Genomic DNA, 15,998 nt, shown 5'->3' with positions numbered 1-15,998 from the left:
AGGCCAACGTAGGCTGCCGGGTCGTGCCGTGGCGTCTGCCAAACCTCACACACGTGCGCCCGGGAGAAATTCCGTGGGCCCGTGCCGAACCGACTGGTAACTTACTCCGCCATGAGCACTTCCACCCCGCCGGACTGGCGTGCGGCCAACCGGGCCCACTGGGACGAGCGGGTCCCCCTGCATGTCGCGAGCGACTACTACGACCTGGAAGGGTTCCGCTCCGGAACGGACGCGCTGCGCGATTTCGAGGTCGCCGAGATCGGTGACGTCACCGGTAAGTCACTGCTCCACCTCCAGTGCCACATCGGGCTGGACACGATGTCGTGGGCGCGCGACCACGGCGCCGCGCGCGTGGTCGGCCTGGACTTCTCCGGCCCGGCCGTGGAGGCGGCACGGGAGCTCGCCGCCGAAATCGGGCTCGGGCCGGAGCGGGCCGCGTTCGTCGAGGCCGACGTGTACGACGCCCCCTCCGCCGTACCGGAGCAGGCCTATGACATCGTCTACACCGGTACCGGCGCGCTGTGCTGGCTGCCCGACATCGAGCAGTGGGCGCGGACCGCGGCCTCGCTGGTGGCCCCGGGCGGGTTCCTGTACCTGGCGGAGTTCCACCCGCTCACCGACATCCTCGACGACCAGACCGGTACCCGGGTCGTGCGCGACTACTTCACGCGGGACGCCCACGTGAGCGAGGAGTCCGGCACATACGCGGACTTGGAGGCCGAAACCGTCCACAACCGCAGTGTGGAGTGGCAGCACACGATGGGCGCGGTGGTCTCCGCGCTGGCCGCGGCGGGGCTGCGGTTGGACTTCCTGCACGAGCACGACGCCTCGCTCTACCAGCGCTTCGAGTCCTTCGAGCGTTCCGGGGACGGCTACTACCGTTTCCCGGACACGCACGCGCGCATCCCCCTGATGTACTCCCTGCGCGCCGCCAAGCCCTAGTTCCCGAGTAGGCCCTGGTTATCCGGGGGCCGTGATCCGCGGCCCCGGTACTCGACACCGCCCATGGGAGCGATCCCAGATTCTTCCCGAAACCCCCTTGTTGCACACGGAACACGCTCGTACAGTCACTTAACACTCATTCAGCTTGGTGCCACGAGCCCTGCCGGACCGCGCGTGACCCGCTAGCCTGCGCGTGCCCGGGGCCTCCCGCACCCCGATCCCCTGGAGCACGACCATGAGCAGCCGAACCGCCACAAGTGACAGAGCGGACAGGAAGAACTCCCGCACCACCCGCCGCACGGTCACCGCGACCGTCGGTCTGGGAGTCGCTGCGGCCCTCGCCATCACCACCCTTACCTGGACCGGAAGCGACGTGACCGACAACAGCGAACTGACCGCCACCGACACCTCGCAGGCCACACTGGTGTGGTCCGACGAGTTCGACGGCGCGGCGGGCGACGCCCCCAACCCCGCGAACTGGAACCACGAGACCGGCGACCACGGCTGGGGCAACGAGGAGCTCCAGAACTACACCGCCAGCCGTGACAACTCCGCCCTGGACGGCGAGGGCAACCTCGTCATCACCGCTCGTCAGGAGGCCGACGGCGGTTACACCTCCGCCCGCATGACCACGCAGAACAACGTCGAGCACGCCTACGGCCGGATCGAGGCCCGGATCAAGATACCGACCGGACAGGGGGTCTGGCCCGCCTTCTGGATGCTCGGCGCCGACTTCCCGGACACCCCGTGGCCGGACTCGGGCGAGATCGACATCATGGAGCTCATCGGCAGCGAGCCCGGGACCATCCACGGCACAGTGCACGGTCCCGGATACTCCGGCGGCGGGGGCGTGGGCGCCTCCTACGACCACCCCGACGGCGGGGCCTTCCCAGACGACTTCCACGTGTACGCGGTGGACTGGACGCCCGACTCCATCACCTGGTCGGTCGACGACGTCGCCTACAACACCATCACCCCCGCCGACGTGGGCGGTGACTGGGTGTTCAACCAGGAGTTCTTCATGATCCTGAACGTCGCGGTGGGCGGTCAGTGGCCCGGCTACCCGGACGAGACCACCCAGTTCCCGCAGGAGATGGTCGTGGACTACGTGCGCGTGTACGACATGGAGTGACGCTTCCCTCGGGGCCCTTGACGGAGCGGCCCTACTCTCCCTACGCCGACGGGGCCCTCGGATCCACCGCGGGCCCCGTTTCGCCCTCGCTCCCCCACGCGACCGCCTCTTTTCCGATGCCCTTCGGCATCCGATACCTAAGGCAATGTTAGGTTCGCGTCATGGACAGGCAGCCGGAACCGACACCGCGCGTCCCCCTCGAGGAGGCGCGGCGCCGTCTGCTCGCCGCCGGTGGAGCGCTCCTGGCCCTGACTCTGCTCGCCGGGTGCGGCCAGAGCGCCGACCTGGCCGGATCCGAGTCGGAGACCGAGGAGAAGACCTACGACGACGTGCCCGAGCTGCTCCTCGTCGAGGTCGACAACGCCGACCTGGAGATCGTCCCCCACGAAGCGGAGCAGATCCGGGTGGTCCGCGAGGAAACGGGCAACGCGGGCGGAGACTGGGAGCTGACCGGTGACACCCTCGACCTGAAGATGGACTGCGGCACTTTCTCCGACTGCCGGGTCCGCTACGAGGTCTTCGTCCCGGCCGACACCGCGCTGTCGGTGGAGACCGACAACGGCGACGTCTCGGTGTCCGGGTTCAGCGCACCGACCGAAGTCCGCTCCGGAAACGGCACCGTCGCCGTTTCCGATGTCACCGGCCCGCTCACCCTCACCTCCGGCAACGGCGACATGAACCTGTCCGGGATCGGATCGGAGAGCCTGAGCGCCGCCACCGACAACGGCACCATCGACGCCGTCTTCAGCGAGGCGCCCGCGGAGGTGGAGGTCAGCACCAACAACGGCGCGGCGACGCTCGCTCTGCCCGGCGGCCCCTACGCGGTCTTCGAGACGTTCGACGACGGCGAGGTGGTCAACGAACTCCCCTCGGACGACACCAGCACCAGCACCGTCACCGCCCGGACCGACAACGGGACCATCACCCTGGTCCCGACCAGCTGACCCGGGCCCGGACCGAGCCCGCTGGAGCCGTTTCGTGCCGGGCATCCCCGCCCCGGGGAACGGGCGGGCCAAAAGGGCCCCGGAAGGGAGCACCGGTGGGAAGACGGCCGGGTCCGGCCACCTCTGCACGGGGTGATTCCCTGGGATCGGGAGGGGTGTTGCCCTAGACTCTCGGCGCGTACCCGTGTTCGACCCGACCGTGCTGCTTCGCCCCGCAGCGCCGACCGGTTGACCGCCCCCGACGGGAGCTCGAATGTCCCCCGACAACACCGGCCTGGACCTGGCCCTGATCGTCCTGCCCCTCCTGGTGGGTGTGGTCGGGCTCTGCCTCGTCGGACGGTTCCCCCGGCCCAGGGGCACCGCGATCACCGGCCTGATCCTCATCGTCCTCGGACCGCTCTCGGACGTGTTCGTGTACGGCGGGCTCAGCGGCCCCCTGTTCTCGGCGGGCCTGTACGACGTCGTTTTCGTCCTGGGCTACGTGGGGACGGCGCTCACCGCGACCGGAGTGCTGCTCCTGGCGCTGGCCGCCACCCGAGGCCCCCGGGAGACCGCGCACGAAAGCCGGCCGCCGCAGCCCCATCCCGGCCACCCCGGCCCTCCCGGGTATCCCGGGCAACACAGTGGCCGGGGTTACCCCGCGGGTCACCACCCCCACCAGCGCGGACCGCACGGAGGGACTCACTGATGGCGCTTCCCTCGATCTTCTTCACGATTTTGGACCTCGCCCTGGCGCTGTTCTTCGCGGTCACGGGCGTGCTGATCCTGGCGCGCGCACGCCGGGTGCCTCGGGCACGCGGGGTCCTGCTGACCGCGGCCGCGCTGATGCTCCTCTACGCGATCTGGTCCGCGACCGTGCGGACCATCATGCTCACCTATCCCCCGATCCTCGCCGTCCCCGGTGAGACCCCGCCCGAGCTGTCCCCCGTCCAGGCCTTCAACTACGAGGTCCTCCAGCCCGCCTGGTACTACGCGAACGGCCTGTTGGTGGTCGCCGTCGTCGCCCTGCTGCTGATCGCGCTGCCCCGCTCCCGCACCTCGGACGATCAGACCCGCCCCGGACCCGCCGGGCCGCCCCCGTACCGGCCCGGCCCGCACCAGGCCCAGCCCCACGGAGACCAGCACCGAGGCCCCCACCCCCAGGGACCTCCGCCACCGGGCGGACCGCCCCACGCCCCCCAGCGGCAGGCCGGACCGCCACCGCACCCGCAGCCGGGGCCGCCGCCTCAGCAGTACCCGCACCCCCGGGGGCCGCAGGCACCGCAGAACCCTCGGGGTTCCACCGGACCTCAGGGAGACATCCGGCCACAGCAACCGCCGTCCGCACCGCCCAAGCGGCCCGGGCGCCACCGCGCCCCCGACCCCCCGGAGTAACCGGCCCCTCTCTGGTGGAACGCGTCTCACCCGGCGACAGCGTCTGCTGACACCTCGGACCAGAGCGGCCGGGCCGGTCACCACCCGCGGGTGGTGACCGGCCCTTCGCATTGCGCGATGCGCCCGAACCGCAACCGTTCCAGCGACCGCACGGAGGCGGCCACGGACCATACTCAGTAACACCGCGCCGGCCCGTGGCCGGAACAGATTCAGCAGAAAGCTCTCATGCACACCGTCAACGCCATCCACCAGCAGTTCCTCGCCCGCGCCCAGGGCACCCCCTACACGGTCTCCCCCATTCCCGGCGGGCTGGAGCTGCACCTGAACGTCGCCGACATGCGCTGGGCATCGGTCATGCACCGGAACGGGCTCCGCATGGCCTACTCCATCCGGGTGCACCTGGATCCGGAACGCCAGATGTACACCCGCGAGCAGGTCGTCCGGACGATGTCGTGGAGCGCCGGAGCGGGCGGTGTGATGGTGCCGACCATCTCCGCCGAGGCCGAGGTGAACGTCGAACGCGGCACGGTCATCCGCCTGCGGCGCACCGCGGTCCTGGGCGCGCATGACAACGGCCGGATAGTCGACGGGTTCACTTTCGACTCCCGGGAGATGGCCGACGTGGTCCACGAGGTCATGGCCCCGCTCGGCTGGCGCAGGCGCCTGGACACCCACACCAGGATCGGCGCCGCCTTCGCCATCGGTGCCGGGTTGTTCGTCGTGGGCATCCTGGTGTGGCTGCTGGTCGCCGACGTCTAGGGGCGCGTTCGACGGTCACCTCATCGGATCCTGAGCCTGGAGGGCGCTCCGGGCGCTAGCCTGCGGCCCATGGCACCCACTGGTTCCCCCGACACCAGACTGATCGTCATCCGAGGCAACTCCGGTTCCGGCAAGAGCACGACCGCGGCGGCCCTGCGCACCCGGTACGGGCGCGGTATCGCCCTGGTCGGCCAGGACAACCTGCGCCGGCACGTCCTGCGCGAGCGCGAGCGGACCGGCGGGGCCAACATCGGGCTGATCGACCTGACCGCACGGTACTGCCTGGACCAGGGCTACCACGTCGTGGTCGAGGGCATCCTGCACAGCGCCCGGTACACGGACATGCTCACGGCCCTGACCGACGACCACCGCGGGATCTCGCGCCACTACTACTTCGACGTCTCCTTCGAGGAGACGCTGCTCCGGCACGCCACGAAACCGGAGATGGAGGGCGTGCACGAGGAGCACCTGCGCGATTGACATCCTCCCCTGCCTGAAAGAGCAGGGGATTCCAGCTACCAACTCAGGAAGAGTGGGAGTTACTGAGGTTCACGGGCGCTTGACCGCGGACGCGGTATCACCCCTCCGGCACACACCCCAAGGGGTGCGGGACTGGCGTCCTGTCCTGCCGCGACGTTGTTCGAAGCATTGAGATCGGTGTTGCAGGAAAAACCGCAGCGGGTACAGACGAACCGCGCTTGATTCTGACGCGAGTTCTTGTCGATCCACTGGCAGTCGCTGCAACGCAGACTGGTGTTGCGAGCGGGCACGTCCTGAACCCGGCCCGGGGCTTTGTGCCCGGTGCGTTGGCGGAGCATCCCCCACCCCTGAGCCAGGATGGCCCGGTTCAGCCCCGACTTCTGCCGCACCCGGCTGCCCGGCTGCTCCGCCGTGCCCTTCGCGGAGGCGGTCATGTTCTTGACCTTCAGATCCTCGAACCGGACGGTATCGAAGCTGCGGGCCAGCATCGTGGAGGTCTTCTCCACCCAGTCCTTACGCCGGGCCACCTCTTTGGCTTTGAGCCGGGCCACCTTGGCGTACTCAGCGGCCTTGGCGGGGCTGTTCTTGGGGGCACGGGCCGCGCGGCGCTCGTGCTTGCGGCGTCGAGCCTTTTCCTTTGTCGAAGGTTGGGGGCAGTTCAACATCCGCCCATCAGACAGGGCAGCGGTGATGGCCACACCCCGATCAACACCCACCACCGACCCGTCCCCCGGTTCCGGCACAGGGTCGGGGAGGGTCGCGAAGGCCACATGCCACAGCCCGTCCCTGTAGGTGATGCGCAAGGACTTGGCGTCGGGCAGCTCACGGCGGGTCAGGCGGAACTTGACCCACCCGCAGCCGGGCACCTTGACCTGACCCCACTTCCTGTTCAGCTTCTGCACCAGGGCTTTTCGGTGCATGACCTGCTTGCCCTTGGCGTTCAGCAACGGCTCACCGGTAGCGGTATAAGCGGGGACCCGGCCGGTGCCGATCACCCGGAACCCCTCGTTCCGGTGTTTCTTCCGCCACTTCGGATACCCGTGGCTCCCGCCCAGGAAGTTGGAGATCGCCTGGTCGAAATCCTTCAAAGCCTGCTGCTGGACGTCGGTGTTGCCTGAGGCCACCCACGCGAACTCCGCAGCCGACTCCGCATCCAGATCGCTCGTGTCGGTTCGGCGGGCCTGGGTGAGCATCCGACACAGGGCCGCGAACCTGGGCGGCCTGGCGGTACGGGCTCCGCCCTTGCGGTAGGTGTTGGTGACCTCCAACGCCAGATTCCACACATACCTCGCATGCGCGCAATGCTGCAGCATCTGCTGCTGTTGCGCGCTGGTGGGGTACAACCGGAACCTGGACACGAACAGCAACCTAGCGTCACCAACCGTGTCCCCGGGGTGGTGTTCCAGATGTGCTGGGACCGATCCGCCTCCCGGGCGACACACCGAAGGTCGGGAGCCCCCAGGACCCGCCACCGGGGAAGGGGCATTCACCCTGGCCCTGAAGGACCAGGCACCCCGCCCAACAACACGGTGGTGGTCGTACATGGACCTGCTGCCGGGCGGTGTGGAGGAGATCCTGGGCACCCAGTTCTCAGCCGAGGAGCACGCTCGCCAGATCCTGCACGCGGTCGGCCTGGAGCGCGATCCAACAGGTCAGGAGGAGCAGGCAGAGCCAGCAGAAACAGCGAAAGAGGGGCCGAAAAATGCTCCCCTCCACTCTTAATCTATAGCGCACCCCGGGGCTTGCGGCAAGACCCGGGTCATGCCTCACAATCGTTCCCCGTGGCCCGAAACTCCAGGTGAGCGGGGCACATCGGGTCCGAGGAGCGGGCCCGTCGAACGGGGAGGCGCATGGTGGACGTGATCGTCGTCGGCAGCGGGCCCAGCGGGTTGATGCTCGCCGGTGAGCTGCGGCTGCACGGGGTTCGGGTGCTCGTACTGGAGCGGGACGCGGAGCCGACCAGGGTCGTGCGCGCGCTGGGCCTGCACGCGCGCAGTATCGAGGTGATGGACCAGCGCGGCCTGTTGGAGCGGTTCCTCGAGCTGGGCCAGAAGTACCCGGTCGGCGGTTTCTTCGCGGGTATCGCCGCGCCGCCCCCGGAGGGGCTGGACACCGCGCACGGTTACGTCCTCGGTATCCCGCAGCCCGTGACCGACCGCCTGCTGGCCGAGCGCGCCACCGAGCTCGGCGCCCAGATCAGGCGTGGCTCCGAACTGGTTGGGCTGGAGCAGGACGAGCACGGGGTGAGCGTCGAGCTGGCCGACGGCACGCGGCTGCGTTCGCGTTACGTGGTCGGCTGCGACGGCGGCCGCAGCACGGTGCGCAAGCTGCTCGGGGTGGGGTTCCCCGGTGAACCGTCCCGGACGGAGACGCTGTTGGGCGAGATGGAGGTGACCGCGCCGCCGGAGACGGTCGCCGCCGTGGTGGCCGAGGTCCGCCGGACCCAGAAGCGGTTCGGGGTAGGCCCCATGGGGGACGGGGTGCACCGTGTGGTCGTGCCCGCCGACGGGGTGACCGAGGACCGCGCGGTCGCGCCCACCCTCGACGACTTCCGGAAACAGCTGGTCGAGGTGGCCGGTACCGACTTCGGGGTGCACTCGCCACGTTGGCTGTCGCGCTTCGGCGATGCCACCCGGTTGGCCGAGCGCTACCGGGTCGGCCGGGTGCTGTTGGCCGGGGACTCGGCGCACGTCCACCCGCCGACCGGCGGCCAGGGGCTCAACCTCGGGGTGCAGGACGCCTTCAACCTGGGCTGGAAACTGGCCGCCGAGGTCAACGGCTGGGCGCCGGAGGGGTTGCTGGACAGCTACGAGGCCGAACGGCGCCCGGTCGCCGCCGACGTGCTGGACAACACCCGTGCGCAGATGGAGCTGATGTCCACCGAACCCGGCCCCCAGGCGGTGCGCAGGCTCGTCACGGAGCTGTTGGACATCGACGGGGTGAACCGGTACCTGACCGAGAAGGTCACCGCGCTCGGCGTCCGCTACGACCTCGGCGAGGGGCACGAGCTGGTCGGGGCCCGCATGCGCGACATCGGTCTGAAGCGGGGGCGCCTCTACGGGATGCTGCACCAGGGCCGCGGCCTGCTCCTGGACCAGACCGGGCGGCTCTCGGTGCAGGGCTGGGCGGACCGGGTCGACCACGTCGTGGACACCAGCGAGGAGCTGGACGTACCCGCCGTACTGATGCGTCCGGACGGCCACGTGGCGTGGGCCGGGGAGAGCCAGCGGACTCTGGCCGAGGCGCTGCCGAGGTGGTTCGGAACCACCGGGTAAGGCCGGCACCGAACCCGGCACGGGGCCGCCCCGGCTCCGATAACCTGCGGCCGGAAAGCGACGAAGGGATCGAGATGGACGAGGTCCAGGACCTGCCCGAACGCAGCCGCGAGGTGGCGCGGGCCCTCGAAGCGCTCGGGGCGCGAGGGCGGGTGCGTGCGCTGCCCGCCTCCACCCGCACCGCGGCGGAGGCCGCCCGGGCGCTGGGCTGTGAGGTCGGCGCGATCGCCAACAGCCTGGTGTTCGTGGCCGATGACAAGCCGCTGCTGGTGATGACCAGCGGTCGGCACAAGGTGGACGTCACCCTGCTGGCCGAGCGCCTGGGAAAGACGCGTATCCGGCGCGCCGCACCGGAGGAGGTCCGGGCCTCGACCGGCCAGGCCATCGGTGGAGTCGCGCCCGTCGGCCACCCGGTCCCGGTGGAGACCGTGGTGGACCCCGCTTTGGCCGACTACCCCACCCTGTGGGCGGCGGGCGGAACCCCGAACACCGTCTTCCCCACCGGCCACGCCGAACTGCTCCGAATCACCGGCGGAACCGAGATCGCGGTCAACTGAACACGGGCGTCGGCGGTCGTCTCCCAGGACGGCCACCGGCCCCGAACCCCACGGGTGGTCTGCGCGGTCGGCGCTCAACCGGTCACCGGATAGACGCGAAATGCATCGTCGTCCTGCTCGAACTCGACGGCGATCGTGCCGTTGGTCAGGTCGGGGGCGACCGGCGGATCGATGACCAGGTCCGAGCCGTCCTCGAGGTCGAGGATGATCCGATCTCCCTCGACCTTCGCGTAGAGGGCCCCCTTCCATGCGCTGACCGGTTCGGTGGAGCGGCGCTCGGAACCGGGCGAGAACTCGTCCGCCCAGAGGGCCTCGCCCTCCTCGGTGTCGATCGCGACGATCGTGACCAGGGAGTTCTCCACGACCCAGCAGGCGAGTCTCCCCTCCTGGTCGAAGGAGCAGGAGGCTTCGCCCCAATGCGCGCGTTCGGGGTGGACCCCGCCGACGGAGGGGTCGTGATTGACGCTGTAGTCGGCGATTCCCGTCTCCGTGTCGAACAGGCCGATCATGCCGCCGCCGCTACCGAAATCCCAGGGGTTACGGCTGTAGGAAGCAGTGGCGTAGAAACGCCCGGGCCCGGCGTATCCGAGCCGGTGCAGGTCGTAGCCGTTGAGGGATCCGTGCACCATGACCATCTCCCCGGGGTCGGGGTCGGTGTCCAGGAAGGCGGAGTACTCGCTACGGGCCTGTTCAGAGCGGGTCTGGTGTTCGCCCTCAGCCCAGGTCTCCCAGACCTGCTCCCCGGTCTGCGCGTCGAGTCCGTACAGACGGTGGACATCGTAGAGATCCGTACCGGAGTCCTCGGCGCTGGCCACCACGACGCCGTCGTCGACCAGCCGGGCGCTCTTCCCCTCCTGGGACCACAGGAGGTCGCCGTCCCGCACGTCGACGGCCCAGACCCCACCGCCGCCCAGGATCAACACGTCACCGTCCAGGCCCACCGAATACGACCCGTGGTCGGCGTCGTCGGTCACCTCGTGCCAGAGAAGGTCACCTGACAGCAGGTCGACCGCCAGCAGTTCCTGCACATAGGTGTCCTGCGCGGTTCCCTCCCCCGGGGACAGCGTCCGGTAGGAGCCGACGGCGATGAGTGCCTCCCCGTGCTCCAGGATCACGACGGACCGTGCTTCGGGCGAACCGTACTCGGTGGACACGTTCCAGAGCCGGTCGTCGTCCACCACGTCGTGTGCGGTGAACGCGTACTCTCCCGCGTGCACGAAAACCGGCCCGTGAACGGCGACAGAGGCCGTACCGGCCCCGGCGGCGGGCTGGATGTGCACCCCGTTCGTATCGAACTCCAGGGCGGGCACATGCTCCTCGAACTCCCCGAAACCGAGGTCGGGATCGGCCCCGGGGATGCGTCCCTCATCGGGGTTCTCCCGTTGGTCCCGCACCAGGCCGCAGGAAGTGGCCGTCAGGGTGAGGACGGCCAGTGCGGCCAAGGCCGCCCGCCGTGCCCGGGGCATGCGCCCGATCTTCATTTTTATTGCTCCGTGGGGGGGTGCGGATGTGCCGAGTGAGATTCTAGGGACGTCTCGTCACTTCGCAACCACGAATGGTCACCGGGGTACGGAGGTGGATTCCGGGGAGGCGTGGTTCGGGGTACGGACCAGGAACGCGGCGACGAACACCCCGAGCAGGCACGCGGCCGCCACCACCGCGTAGACCGTGCCGGTGGCCTGGCCCAACGCGGTCAGTGCGGGCGCCGCTCCCGGCTCGCCGCCGGTGGAGAGGGAGGCGGTGAACGCGGCGCCCAGCCCGAGGGTTCCCAGAGCCGCGCCGAGCGGAAAACTGCTGTTGACCACGCCCGTGGCCATGCCCACCCGTTCGGCGGGCACCACCGCGGTGGCCACCGCCATCAGCGGCGCGTTGACCACCCCGTTGGCCAGCCCCCACAGGGCCATCGTCGGCAGGTACCAGAGCGGGTCGTGCACGTTCCACGCCTGCCAGGCGAACACCGCTCCGCCCGCGGTGAGGAACACGAAACCGAAGGTCATCACCGACCCTGCGGAGAACCGGGCCTGGGCCTTGCCCGCGGCCAGGGCACCGACGACGGTGCCCACGCCCACCGGGAGGATCAGCAGACCGGTCTCCAACGGGTTGAGTCCGTGCCCGTCCTGGAGGTTGAGGACGAAGTACACGGTGCCGCCGATCAGGCCCACCCTGGTCAGAAGGGCCAGTACGGTCACCCCCAGGAAAGACCGGATCCGGAACAGGGCCAGATCGAGCACGGGCAGGTCCACCCGGCGCTGGTGCAGCGCGTACCCGAGGGCGAACACGGCGGCCGCCCCGGTCCACACCGCGACCCACCAGGACCCACCGTCCTGCGCGGCGGTCAGCCCGAGGTTGACCAGAAGCAGCACCAGGGCGACCAGTACCGCGCCGGTCCAGTCGAACCCCGCTCCCCGGGCGCGCCGCGCGTCCGGGCTCAGCACGCGCAGTCCCACCAGCAGCGCGACGATCCCGATCGGCAGGTTGATCAGGAACATGGAACGCCACCCGGCCGTTTCGACCAGGAATCCGCCCAGGACCGGGGCGAGCGTGGCGGCGGCCATGAGGGAGGCCGTCCACACCGCGATCGCCATCGGCCGCCGGTCCTTGTCGTAGGCGCGGCTGAGCAGGGGCATCACGTTCGCGGACACCACCGCCGCGGCAGCGCCCTTGACCAGCCGGAACGCCACCAGCGAGGTCAGGTCCCAGGCCAGGCCGCACAGCAGGGAGGCGACCGTGAACACGACCACGCCGCACAGGAACATCGTGCGCGCGCCGATCCGATCGCCGAGCGAGGCGGCGGGCAGGACGAGGGTGCCGAAGGCGAGGGTGTAGCCGACCACGACCCACTGGAGGCCGACGAGCGTGGCCCCGGGCAGGTCGGCACCGATTTGCGGCAGAGCGACGGAGACGATGGTCAGGTCGACAGCCATGAGGGCGGCGGCGATGACCAGGACCGCCAGGGTCCAGCCTGGTGAGGGGGATGCAGCGGTTTTCATTGAGCTCCAACACGGGAGGAGAGTGTCGGGGTCCGCGGGGACGGGCCAAGGCTAGTGCGGGAAGAGTAGAGCGGCAGCACCCGCCCCCTGGTTCACGGTCAGTCGAGCGGGTAGCCGTTCTGGGCCAGGCAGGCGTCGTTGTCGACGAACCCGTGGGCGGTATCGCAGGGGTCCATGCCCTCGGGCCGGTAGAACGGGTCGTCGGGGATCGGAATCGTGTCCCCGGGCGGAGGCGCGGGGTCCGGCTGAAGGCTCGGTGCCTCGGGGGCCTGGGACTCTTGGGGCGCCTGGTGGATGCTCGAACCCGTGGCGGTGGCGCTGGCCGGAGGTGCGGGGTCACGGGGTTCGGGCGAGTCCCGTTCCTCGGGTTCGACGAAGAACTCCCGTTCGGGTGTGTCCTCCTCGACCGGGGTCTGGGCGGCACAGGCGCTCAGGATCAGGGACGAGACCAGGGTCAGGACCGCTACGGCAAAACCGGAAACACGCATCTGTGCTCTCCTCTGTCAACAGAGGTAAGGACGCCGCCGGGGGTCGGCCGGTTGTCCGGCTATGTAACCGCTCAGCTCTCAGCGGCGCAAGAGCTTGCCGGTCGCCCAGGCGGCGAGGCCGCAGACGGCTCCGACGAGAGTACCGGTGACCAGACTGCTCATCGCCGCGAAGCCGCGCACGATCACCTCCTGGGCCACCGGCGGGAGTCCGCTGAGGTTGCCCCCGAGACCCGGCGGCGCACCAGCCCAGGCGGTGTTCCACAGGATCTGGTGTCCGAGCATGAGGAAGACCCCGTACACCGCGCCCACCACCAGGAGGGTCAGGAATGGTTGGGGCACCCGGCGCCACAGCACCACGGCGATCCACAGCAGCGGTGGCACGAACACGAACAGCGCGTTGACGAAGGTGCCCTCCTGAATGATCCCGAGGTCGTGCAGGGCCACCCGGGGCGCCGCGATCAGCGCGAGGGCGACGACGGCGAGGAACGGCAGCCCCAGCCCTGAGCGCTCGCCGGGCTGACGGGACGGCGGGGAACGGTCTGCTGAGTTCATGCCCCCACGCTAGGAACGCCGGGACCGGAGCACGTCAGCCCCGGGTCTCGACCGCCTACGTCGAGGGGCGTCACCCACTCCCCCGCCTGCGTCGTACCCGGCCCGTGCGGGGCGGTGTGCGGTACGGTCGCTGCGAAGCTCGGGCCCGCGCGCCCGCCCCGGGAAGGACACCACCACATGACCAGAACCGGTTGGATCGCGACCGCGGTCAGCACGGTGATCGCCCTGATCGTCGGGTTCGGTGCCGGCTGGTGGGCCCAGCGGGCCGCCACGGACTCACCCGAGCCCGCCACGGCCGCCCAGCGGCCGCACCCCGACGACGTCGAGGACCGGCCCGAGACCGGGTTCGAGGCGGTCGTCGTCAGTCTGGACGAGACCCACGACTTCGGTGACGGCCTCACCATCAATCTGAGCGGTTTCGAACGCGGGGTCGAGCAGAGCGGAATAGACCCGGTCAGCGGGCAGGAGGGCGACCTGCCCTACTTCTCCTGGACGGTGGAGGTCAGCAACGAGGGCGACGAGACCGTACCGACCGGCCTGGTGACCAGGTCCTGTTCGGTCGGCGACCCCCTGCGCGAGTCCGGTTCCCCGGTGCTGGGCGACAGCGTGAACCCACCCGACAGCCTGGATCCCGGCCAGTCCGGTTCCTGGGACGAGGACTGCTGGGCGGACGAGGCCGACACCCAGATCCGGTACACGGTCGAGTTCCACGACCAGGACTTCGTTCCGCTCTACCCGCCGGTGACCTTCGCGGGCACGGCCGACTGACACCGGCGGGCCCGCCTTCCCGAGTCGGGGAAGGCGGGCCCGTGGCGTCTGACCGGTGAAGTGGTCTACCCGGCCAACGGGGCTATCCGGTGAACAGGGCGGCCGCCTGGATCGCGGTCCGCGTCACCCCGTATCCCAGGGCCGCGATCACGACCGCCCACAGGAAGATCGCGGCGGCCTTCGACGCCCGGTCACGTGTGCTCTGCTCCATCGGTTTCTCCTTCACCGACTCCATCGGGGCTCCTTCGGCGGGTTCGGCGGGCGGGGTCACACGCGCTGACGGGACGGATCGGTGGTCGCGGGTTCCGCCTCCGGATTCGGCTCGGCCTTCGGTAGGGGCCGCACCAGCGCGTTGGCCAGGAACCCGACCGCCATCACGCCCACCATCAGGTACAGCGAGAAGGTGTAGAGGTCGGCCCCGGAGCGGCCCGCCGCGAGCTGCTGGTCCGCGATCACGTTGACGATCAGCGGTCCGGCGATCCCCGCGCACGACCAGGCGGTGAGCAGGCGGCCGTGGATGGCACCGACGTTGAAGGAGCCGAACAGGTCCTTCAGATACGCGGGGATGGTCGCGAAGCCGCCGCCGTAGAAGGACAGGATGACGCCGGTGACCGCCACGAAGAACACCACCGAGTTGGTCCCGGACACGGCGATCAGCAGGTAGAGCAGGCCGCCGATGCCCAGGTAGCCGATGTAGGTGCGCTTGCGGCCGAGGGCGTCCGAGGTGGAGGACCACACGAAGCGCCCGACCATGTTGCACAGGGACAGGAAGCCGACGTAGCCCGCGGCCTCGGCCGGGCCGACGCTGCCGAAGAAGTCCTGGACCATCGGCGCGGCCTGTTCGAGGATGCCGATGCCCGCGGTGACGTTGCAGAAGAGCACGATCCACAGGAGCCAGAACTGGCGGGTGCGGAAGGCCTTCTCGACGCTCACGCCGTCGGAGGCGGGCTCCGCGGCGGGGGTGCCCGCGCTGTCCGCCGGGGGCTCCCAGTCGTCCGGCCGCCAGCCGGGCGGCGGGACCTTGACCGTCATCGCGCCGAGCATCATGGCGGTGAGGTAGACGGCGCCGAGGACGAGGAAGGCCGGGACGATGGCGTCGGCGGGGGTGTCACCGAAGCGTTCCAGGAGCGCGGCGGACAGGGGTGAGGCGATGAGCGCGCCGCCGCCGAAGCCCATGATCGCCATGCCGGTGGCCATGCCGGGCCGGTCGGGGAACCACTTGATCAGGGTGGACACCGGGGAGATGTAGCCGATGCCGAGGCCGATACCGCCGAGGAAGCCGTAGCCCAGGTAGAGCAGCCAGAGCTGGCCGGTGGCCACGCCCAGGGCTCCGACCAGGAAGCCGGTGCCCCAGAACAGGCCGGAGACGAACATGGCCTTGCGCGGCCCGTTGCGCTCCACCCACTTGCCGCCGAAGGCCGCGGACAGGCCCAGCATCACGATGGAGATGCTGAACACCACGCCGATGGCGGTCAGCGTGGTGTCGAAGCGCTCGACCAGCGGGGCCTTGAAGACGCTGAAGGCGTACACCTGGCCGATGGACAGGTGGACCGCGAGTGCTGCGGGCGGAATGAACCAGCGGCTGTAACCGGGCGGAGCGACACTCTTGTCACGATCGAGAAACGACAGCACTGACCATCCTCACGATTGATTTTCCGGCCCGGAATGCTTATCCACTTGCCCTGCTTTCCGCATCAGCAGCAACAAGCACGCGCCATCGTCACACCTTTTGTGACA

Annotated in this window: 18 protein-coding genes; 11 read left to right on the top strand and 7 right to left on the bottom strand. The window is 69.8% G+C overall.

Annotated elements, in window-relative coordinates; genetic code table 11:
- Positions 1-111 precede the first annotated feature (111 nt).
- The 7 genes from D457_RS0119475 (at position 112) to D457_RS0119445 (ending at position 5,631) form a co-directional block, all read left to right on the top strand.
- Positions 112-942: a class I SAM-dependent methyltransferase gene (locus D457_RS0119475; protein WP_017582349.1), complete on the top strand. Its 831-nt coding sequence runs from the start codon at positions 112-114 to the stop codon at positions 940-942.
- Between the two features lie 235 nt (positions 943-1,177).
- Complete coding sequence (locus D457_RS0119470; RefSeq protein WP_017582348.1) at positions 1,178-2,074, top strand: glycoside hydrolase family 16 protein; 897 nt, start codon at positions 1,178-1,180, stop codon at positions 2,072-2,074.
- 161 nt (positions 2,075-2,235) lie between these two features.
- A complete protein-coding gene (locus D457_RS0119465; protein WP_017582347.1) occupies positions 2,236-3,018 on the top strand; it encodes a DUF4097 family beta strand repeat-containing protein in 783 nt (260 codons plus the stop codon).
- A gap of 253 nt (positions 3,019-3,271) precedes the next feature.
- Positions 3,272-3,706, top strand: coding sequence for a hypothetical protein (locus D457_RS0119460; RefSeq protein WP_017582346.1), 435 nt, complete (start codon positions 3,272-3,274; stop codon positions 3,704-3,706).
- The gene (locus D457_RS0119455; RefSeq protein ID WP_026116811.1) at positions 3,706-4,392 is read left to right on the top strand and encodes a hypothetical protein; all 687 of its coding nucleotides are present in this window, start codon (positions 3,706-3,708) and stop codon (positions 4,390-4,392) included. The genes D457_RS0119460 and D457_RS0119455 overlap by 1 nt, the downstream gene beginning before the upstream one ends.
- A 225-nt stretch (positions 4,393-4,617) precedes the next feature.
- Positions 4,618-5,151 carry a hypothetical protein gene (locus D457_RS0119450; protein WP_017582345.1) on the top strand — a complete coding sequence of 178 codons (534 nt, stop codon included), beginning with the start codon at positions 4,618-4,620 and terminating at the stop codon, positions 5,149-5,151.
- A gap of 69 nt (positions 5,152-5,220) precedes the next feature.
- Positions 5,221-5,631 (top strand): AAA family ATPase, encoded by a 411-nt coding sequence (locus D457_RS0119445; protein ID WP_017582344.1) that lies wholly within the window; start codon positions 5,221-5,223, stop codon positions 5,629-5,631.
- A gap of 59 nt (positions 5,632-5,690) precedes the next feature.
- On the opposite strand, the gene D457_RS0119440 is transcribed toward D457_RS0119445, so the two are convergent.
- The gene (locus D457_RS0119440) at positions 5,691-6,989 is read right to left on the bottom strand and encodes an RNA-guided endonuclease InsQ/TnpB family protein (protein WP_026116810.1); all 1,299 of its coding nucleotides are present in this window, start codon (positions 6,987-6,989) and stop codon (positions 5,691-5,693) included.
- 184 nt (positions 6,990-7,173) lie between these two features.
- Here D457_RS0119440 and D457_RS36670 point away from each other — a divergent pair, with 184 nt between their 5' ends.
- The 3 genes from D457_RS36670 to D457_RS0119425 all read left to right on the top strand — a co-directional run bounded on the left by D457_RS36670 (position 7,174) and on the right by D457_RS0119425 (position 9,463).
- A complete protein-coding gene (locus tag D457_RS36670) occupies positions 7,174-7,353 on the top strand; it encodes a hypothetical protein (protein ID WP_193374518.1) in 180 nt (59 codons plus the stop codon).
- A gap of 128 nt (positions 7,354-7,481) precedes the next feature.
- On the top strand, positions 7,482-8,906 hold the full coding sequence (gene rox / locus D457_RS0119430; RefSeq protein ID WP_017582341.1) for a rifampin monooxygenase: 1,425 nt from the start codon (positions 7,482-7,484) through the stop codon (positions 8,904-8,906).
- 74 nt (positions 8,907-8,980) lie between these two features.
- Positions 8,981-9,463 carry a YbaK/EbsC family protein gene (locus tag D457_RS0119425; protein WP_017582340.1) on the top strand — a complete coding sequence of 161 codons (483 nt, stop codon included), beginning with the start codon at positions 8,981-8,983 and terminating at the stop codon, positions 9,461-9,463.
- A gap of 74 nt (positions 9,464-9,537) precedes the next feature.
- Here D457_RS0119425 and D457_RS0119420 read toward each other — a convergent pair whose 3' ends face one another.
- The 4 genes from D457_RS0119420 to D457_RS0119405 form a co-directional block, all read right to left on the bottom strand.
- A complete protein-coding gene (locus tag D457_RS0119420; protein ID WP_160167411.1) occupies positions 9,538-10,929 on the bottom strand; it encodes an outer membrane protein assembly factor BamB family protein in 1,392 nt (463 codons plus the stop codon).
- Positions 10,930-11,022: 93 nt separating this feature from the next.
- Positions 11,023-12,453, bottom strand: coding sequence for an MFS transporter (locus D457_RS32955; protein WP_017582338.1), 1,431 nt, complete (start codon positions 12,451-12,453; stop codon positions 11,023-11,025).
- Between the two features lie 98 nt (positions 12,454-12,551).
- Positions 12,552-12,941 carry a hypothetical protein gene (locus D457_RS0119410; RefSeq protein WP_026116809.1) on the bottom strand — a complete coding sequence of 130 codons (390 nt, stop codon included), beginning with the start codon at positions 12,939-12,941 and terminating at the stop codon, positions 12,552-12,554.
- A gap of 78 nt (positions 12,942-13,019) precedes the next feature.
- Positions 13,020-13,493, bottom strand: coding sequence for a hypothetical protein (locus tag D457_RS0119405; RefSeq protein ID WP_017582337.1), 474 nt, complete (start codon positions 13,491-13,493; stop codon positions 13,020-13,022).
- Between the two features lie 177 nt (positions 13,494-13,670).
- On the opposite strand from D457_RS0119405, the gene D457_RS0119400 reads away from it, so the two are divergent.
- Positions 13,671-14,261, top strand: a complete 591-nt coding sequence (locus D457_RS0119400; RefSeq protein ID WP_017582336.1) for a hypothetical protein — start codon at positions 13,671-13,673, stop codon at positions 14,259-14,261.
- Between the two features lie 82 nt (positions 14,262-14,343).
- On the opposite strand, the gene D457_RS36240 is transcribed toward D457_RS0119400, so the two are convergent.
- Both D457_RS36240 and D457_RS0119390 read right to left on the bottom strand, forming a co-directional pair.
- Entirely contained in the window at positions 14,344-14,496 is a 153-nt protein-coding gene (locus tag D457_RS36240; RefSeq protein ID WP_160167410.1) for an MFS transporter small subunit, read from the bottom strand.
- A 32-nt stretch (positions 14,497-14,528) separates the two neighbouring features.
- Positions 14,529-15,893 carry an L-lactate MFS transporter gene (locus D457_RS0119390; protein ID WP_017582334.1) on the bottom strand — a complete coding sequence of 455 codons (1,365 nt, stop codon included), beginning with the start codon at positions 15,891-15,893 and terminating at the stop codon, positions 14,529-14,531.
- Positions 15,894-15,998: the final 105 nt, after the last annotated feature.

Source organism: Nocardiopsis valliformis DSM 45023, assembly GCF_000340985.1.
GTDB lineage: Bacteria > Actinomycetota > Actinomycetes > Streptosporangiales > Streptosporangiaceae > Nocardiopsis > Nocardiopsis exhalans.
This window is presented reverse-complemented; position numbering and strand designations above follow the sequence as displayed.

Excerpts from the sequence above, each read along its gene's own strand:
- D457_RS0119460 (WP_017582346.1), top strand. The coding sequence starts at position 3,272 with ATGTCCCCCGACAACACCGGCCTGGACCTGGCCCTGATCGTCCTGCCC.
- rox (WP_017582341.1), top strand. The coding sequence starts at position 7,482 with ATGGTGGACGTGATCGTCGTCGGCAGCGGGCCCAGCGGGTTGATGCTC.
- D457_RS0119420 (WP_160167411.1), bottom strand. The coding sequence starts at position 10,929 with ATGCCCCGGGCACGGCGGGCGGCCTTGGCCGCACTGGCCGTCCTCACC.
- D457_RS36240 (WP_160167410.1), bottom strand. The coding sequence starts at position 14,496 with ATGGAGTCGGTGAAGGAGAAACCGATGGAGCAGAGCACACGTGACCGG.
- D457_RS0119400 (WP_017582336.1), top strand. The coding sequence starts at position 13,671 with ATGACCAGAACCGGTTGGATCGCGACCGCGGTCAGCACGGTGATCGCC.
- D457_RS32955 (WP_017582338.1), bottom strand. The coding sequence starts at position 12,453 with ATGAAAACCGCTGCATCCCCCTCACCAGGCTGGACCCTGGCGGTCCTG.
- D457_RS0119465 (WP_017582347.1), top strand. The coding sequence starts at position 2,236 with ATGGACAGGCAGCCGGAACCGACACCGCGCGTCCCCCTCGAGGAGGCG.
- D457_RS0119410 (WP_026116809.1), bottom strand. The coding sequence starts at position 12,941 with ATGCGTGTTTCCGGTTTTGCCGTAGCGGTCCTGACCCTGGTCTCGTCC.
- D457_RS0119405 (WP_017582337.1), bottom strand. The coding sequence starts at position 13,493 with ATGAACTCAGCAGACCGTTCCCCGCCGTCCCGTCAGCCCGGCGAGCGC.
- D457_RS0119475 (WP_017582349.1), top strand. The coding sequence starts at position 112 with ATGAGCACTTCCACCCCGCCGGACTGGCGTGCGGCCAACCGGGCCCAC.
- D457_RS0119450 (WP_017582345.1), top strand. The coding sequence starts at position 4,618 with ATGCACACCGTCAACGCCATCCACCAGCAGTTCCTCGCCCGCGCCCAG.
- D457_RS0119455 (WP_026116811.1), top strand. The coding sequence starts at position 3,706 with ATGGCGCTTCCCTCGATCTTCTTCACGATTTTGGACCTCGCCCTGGCG.
- D457_RS0119445 (WP_017582344.1), top strand. The coding sequence starts at position 5,221 with ATGGCACCCACTGGTTCCCCCGACACCAGACTGATCGTCATCCGAGGC.
- D457_RS0119470 (WP_017582348.1), top strand. The coding sequence starts at position 1,178 with ATGAGCAGCCGAACCGCCACAAGTGACAGAGCGGACAGGAAGAACTCC.
- D457_RS36670 (WP_193374518.1), top strand. The coding sequence starts at position 7,174 with ATGGACCTGCTGCCGGGCGGTGTGGAGGAGATCCTGGGCACCCAGTTC.
- D457_RS0119425 (WP_017582340.1), top strand. The coding sequence starts at position 8,981 with ATGGACGAGGTCCAGGACCTGCCCGAACGCAGCCGCGAGGTGGCGCGG.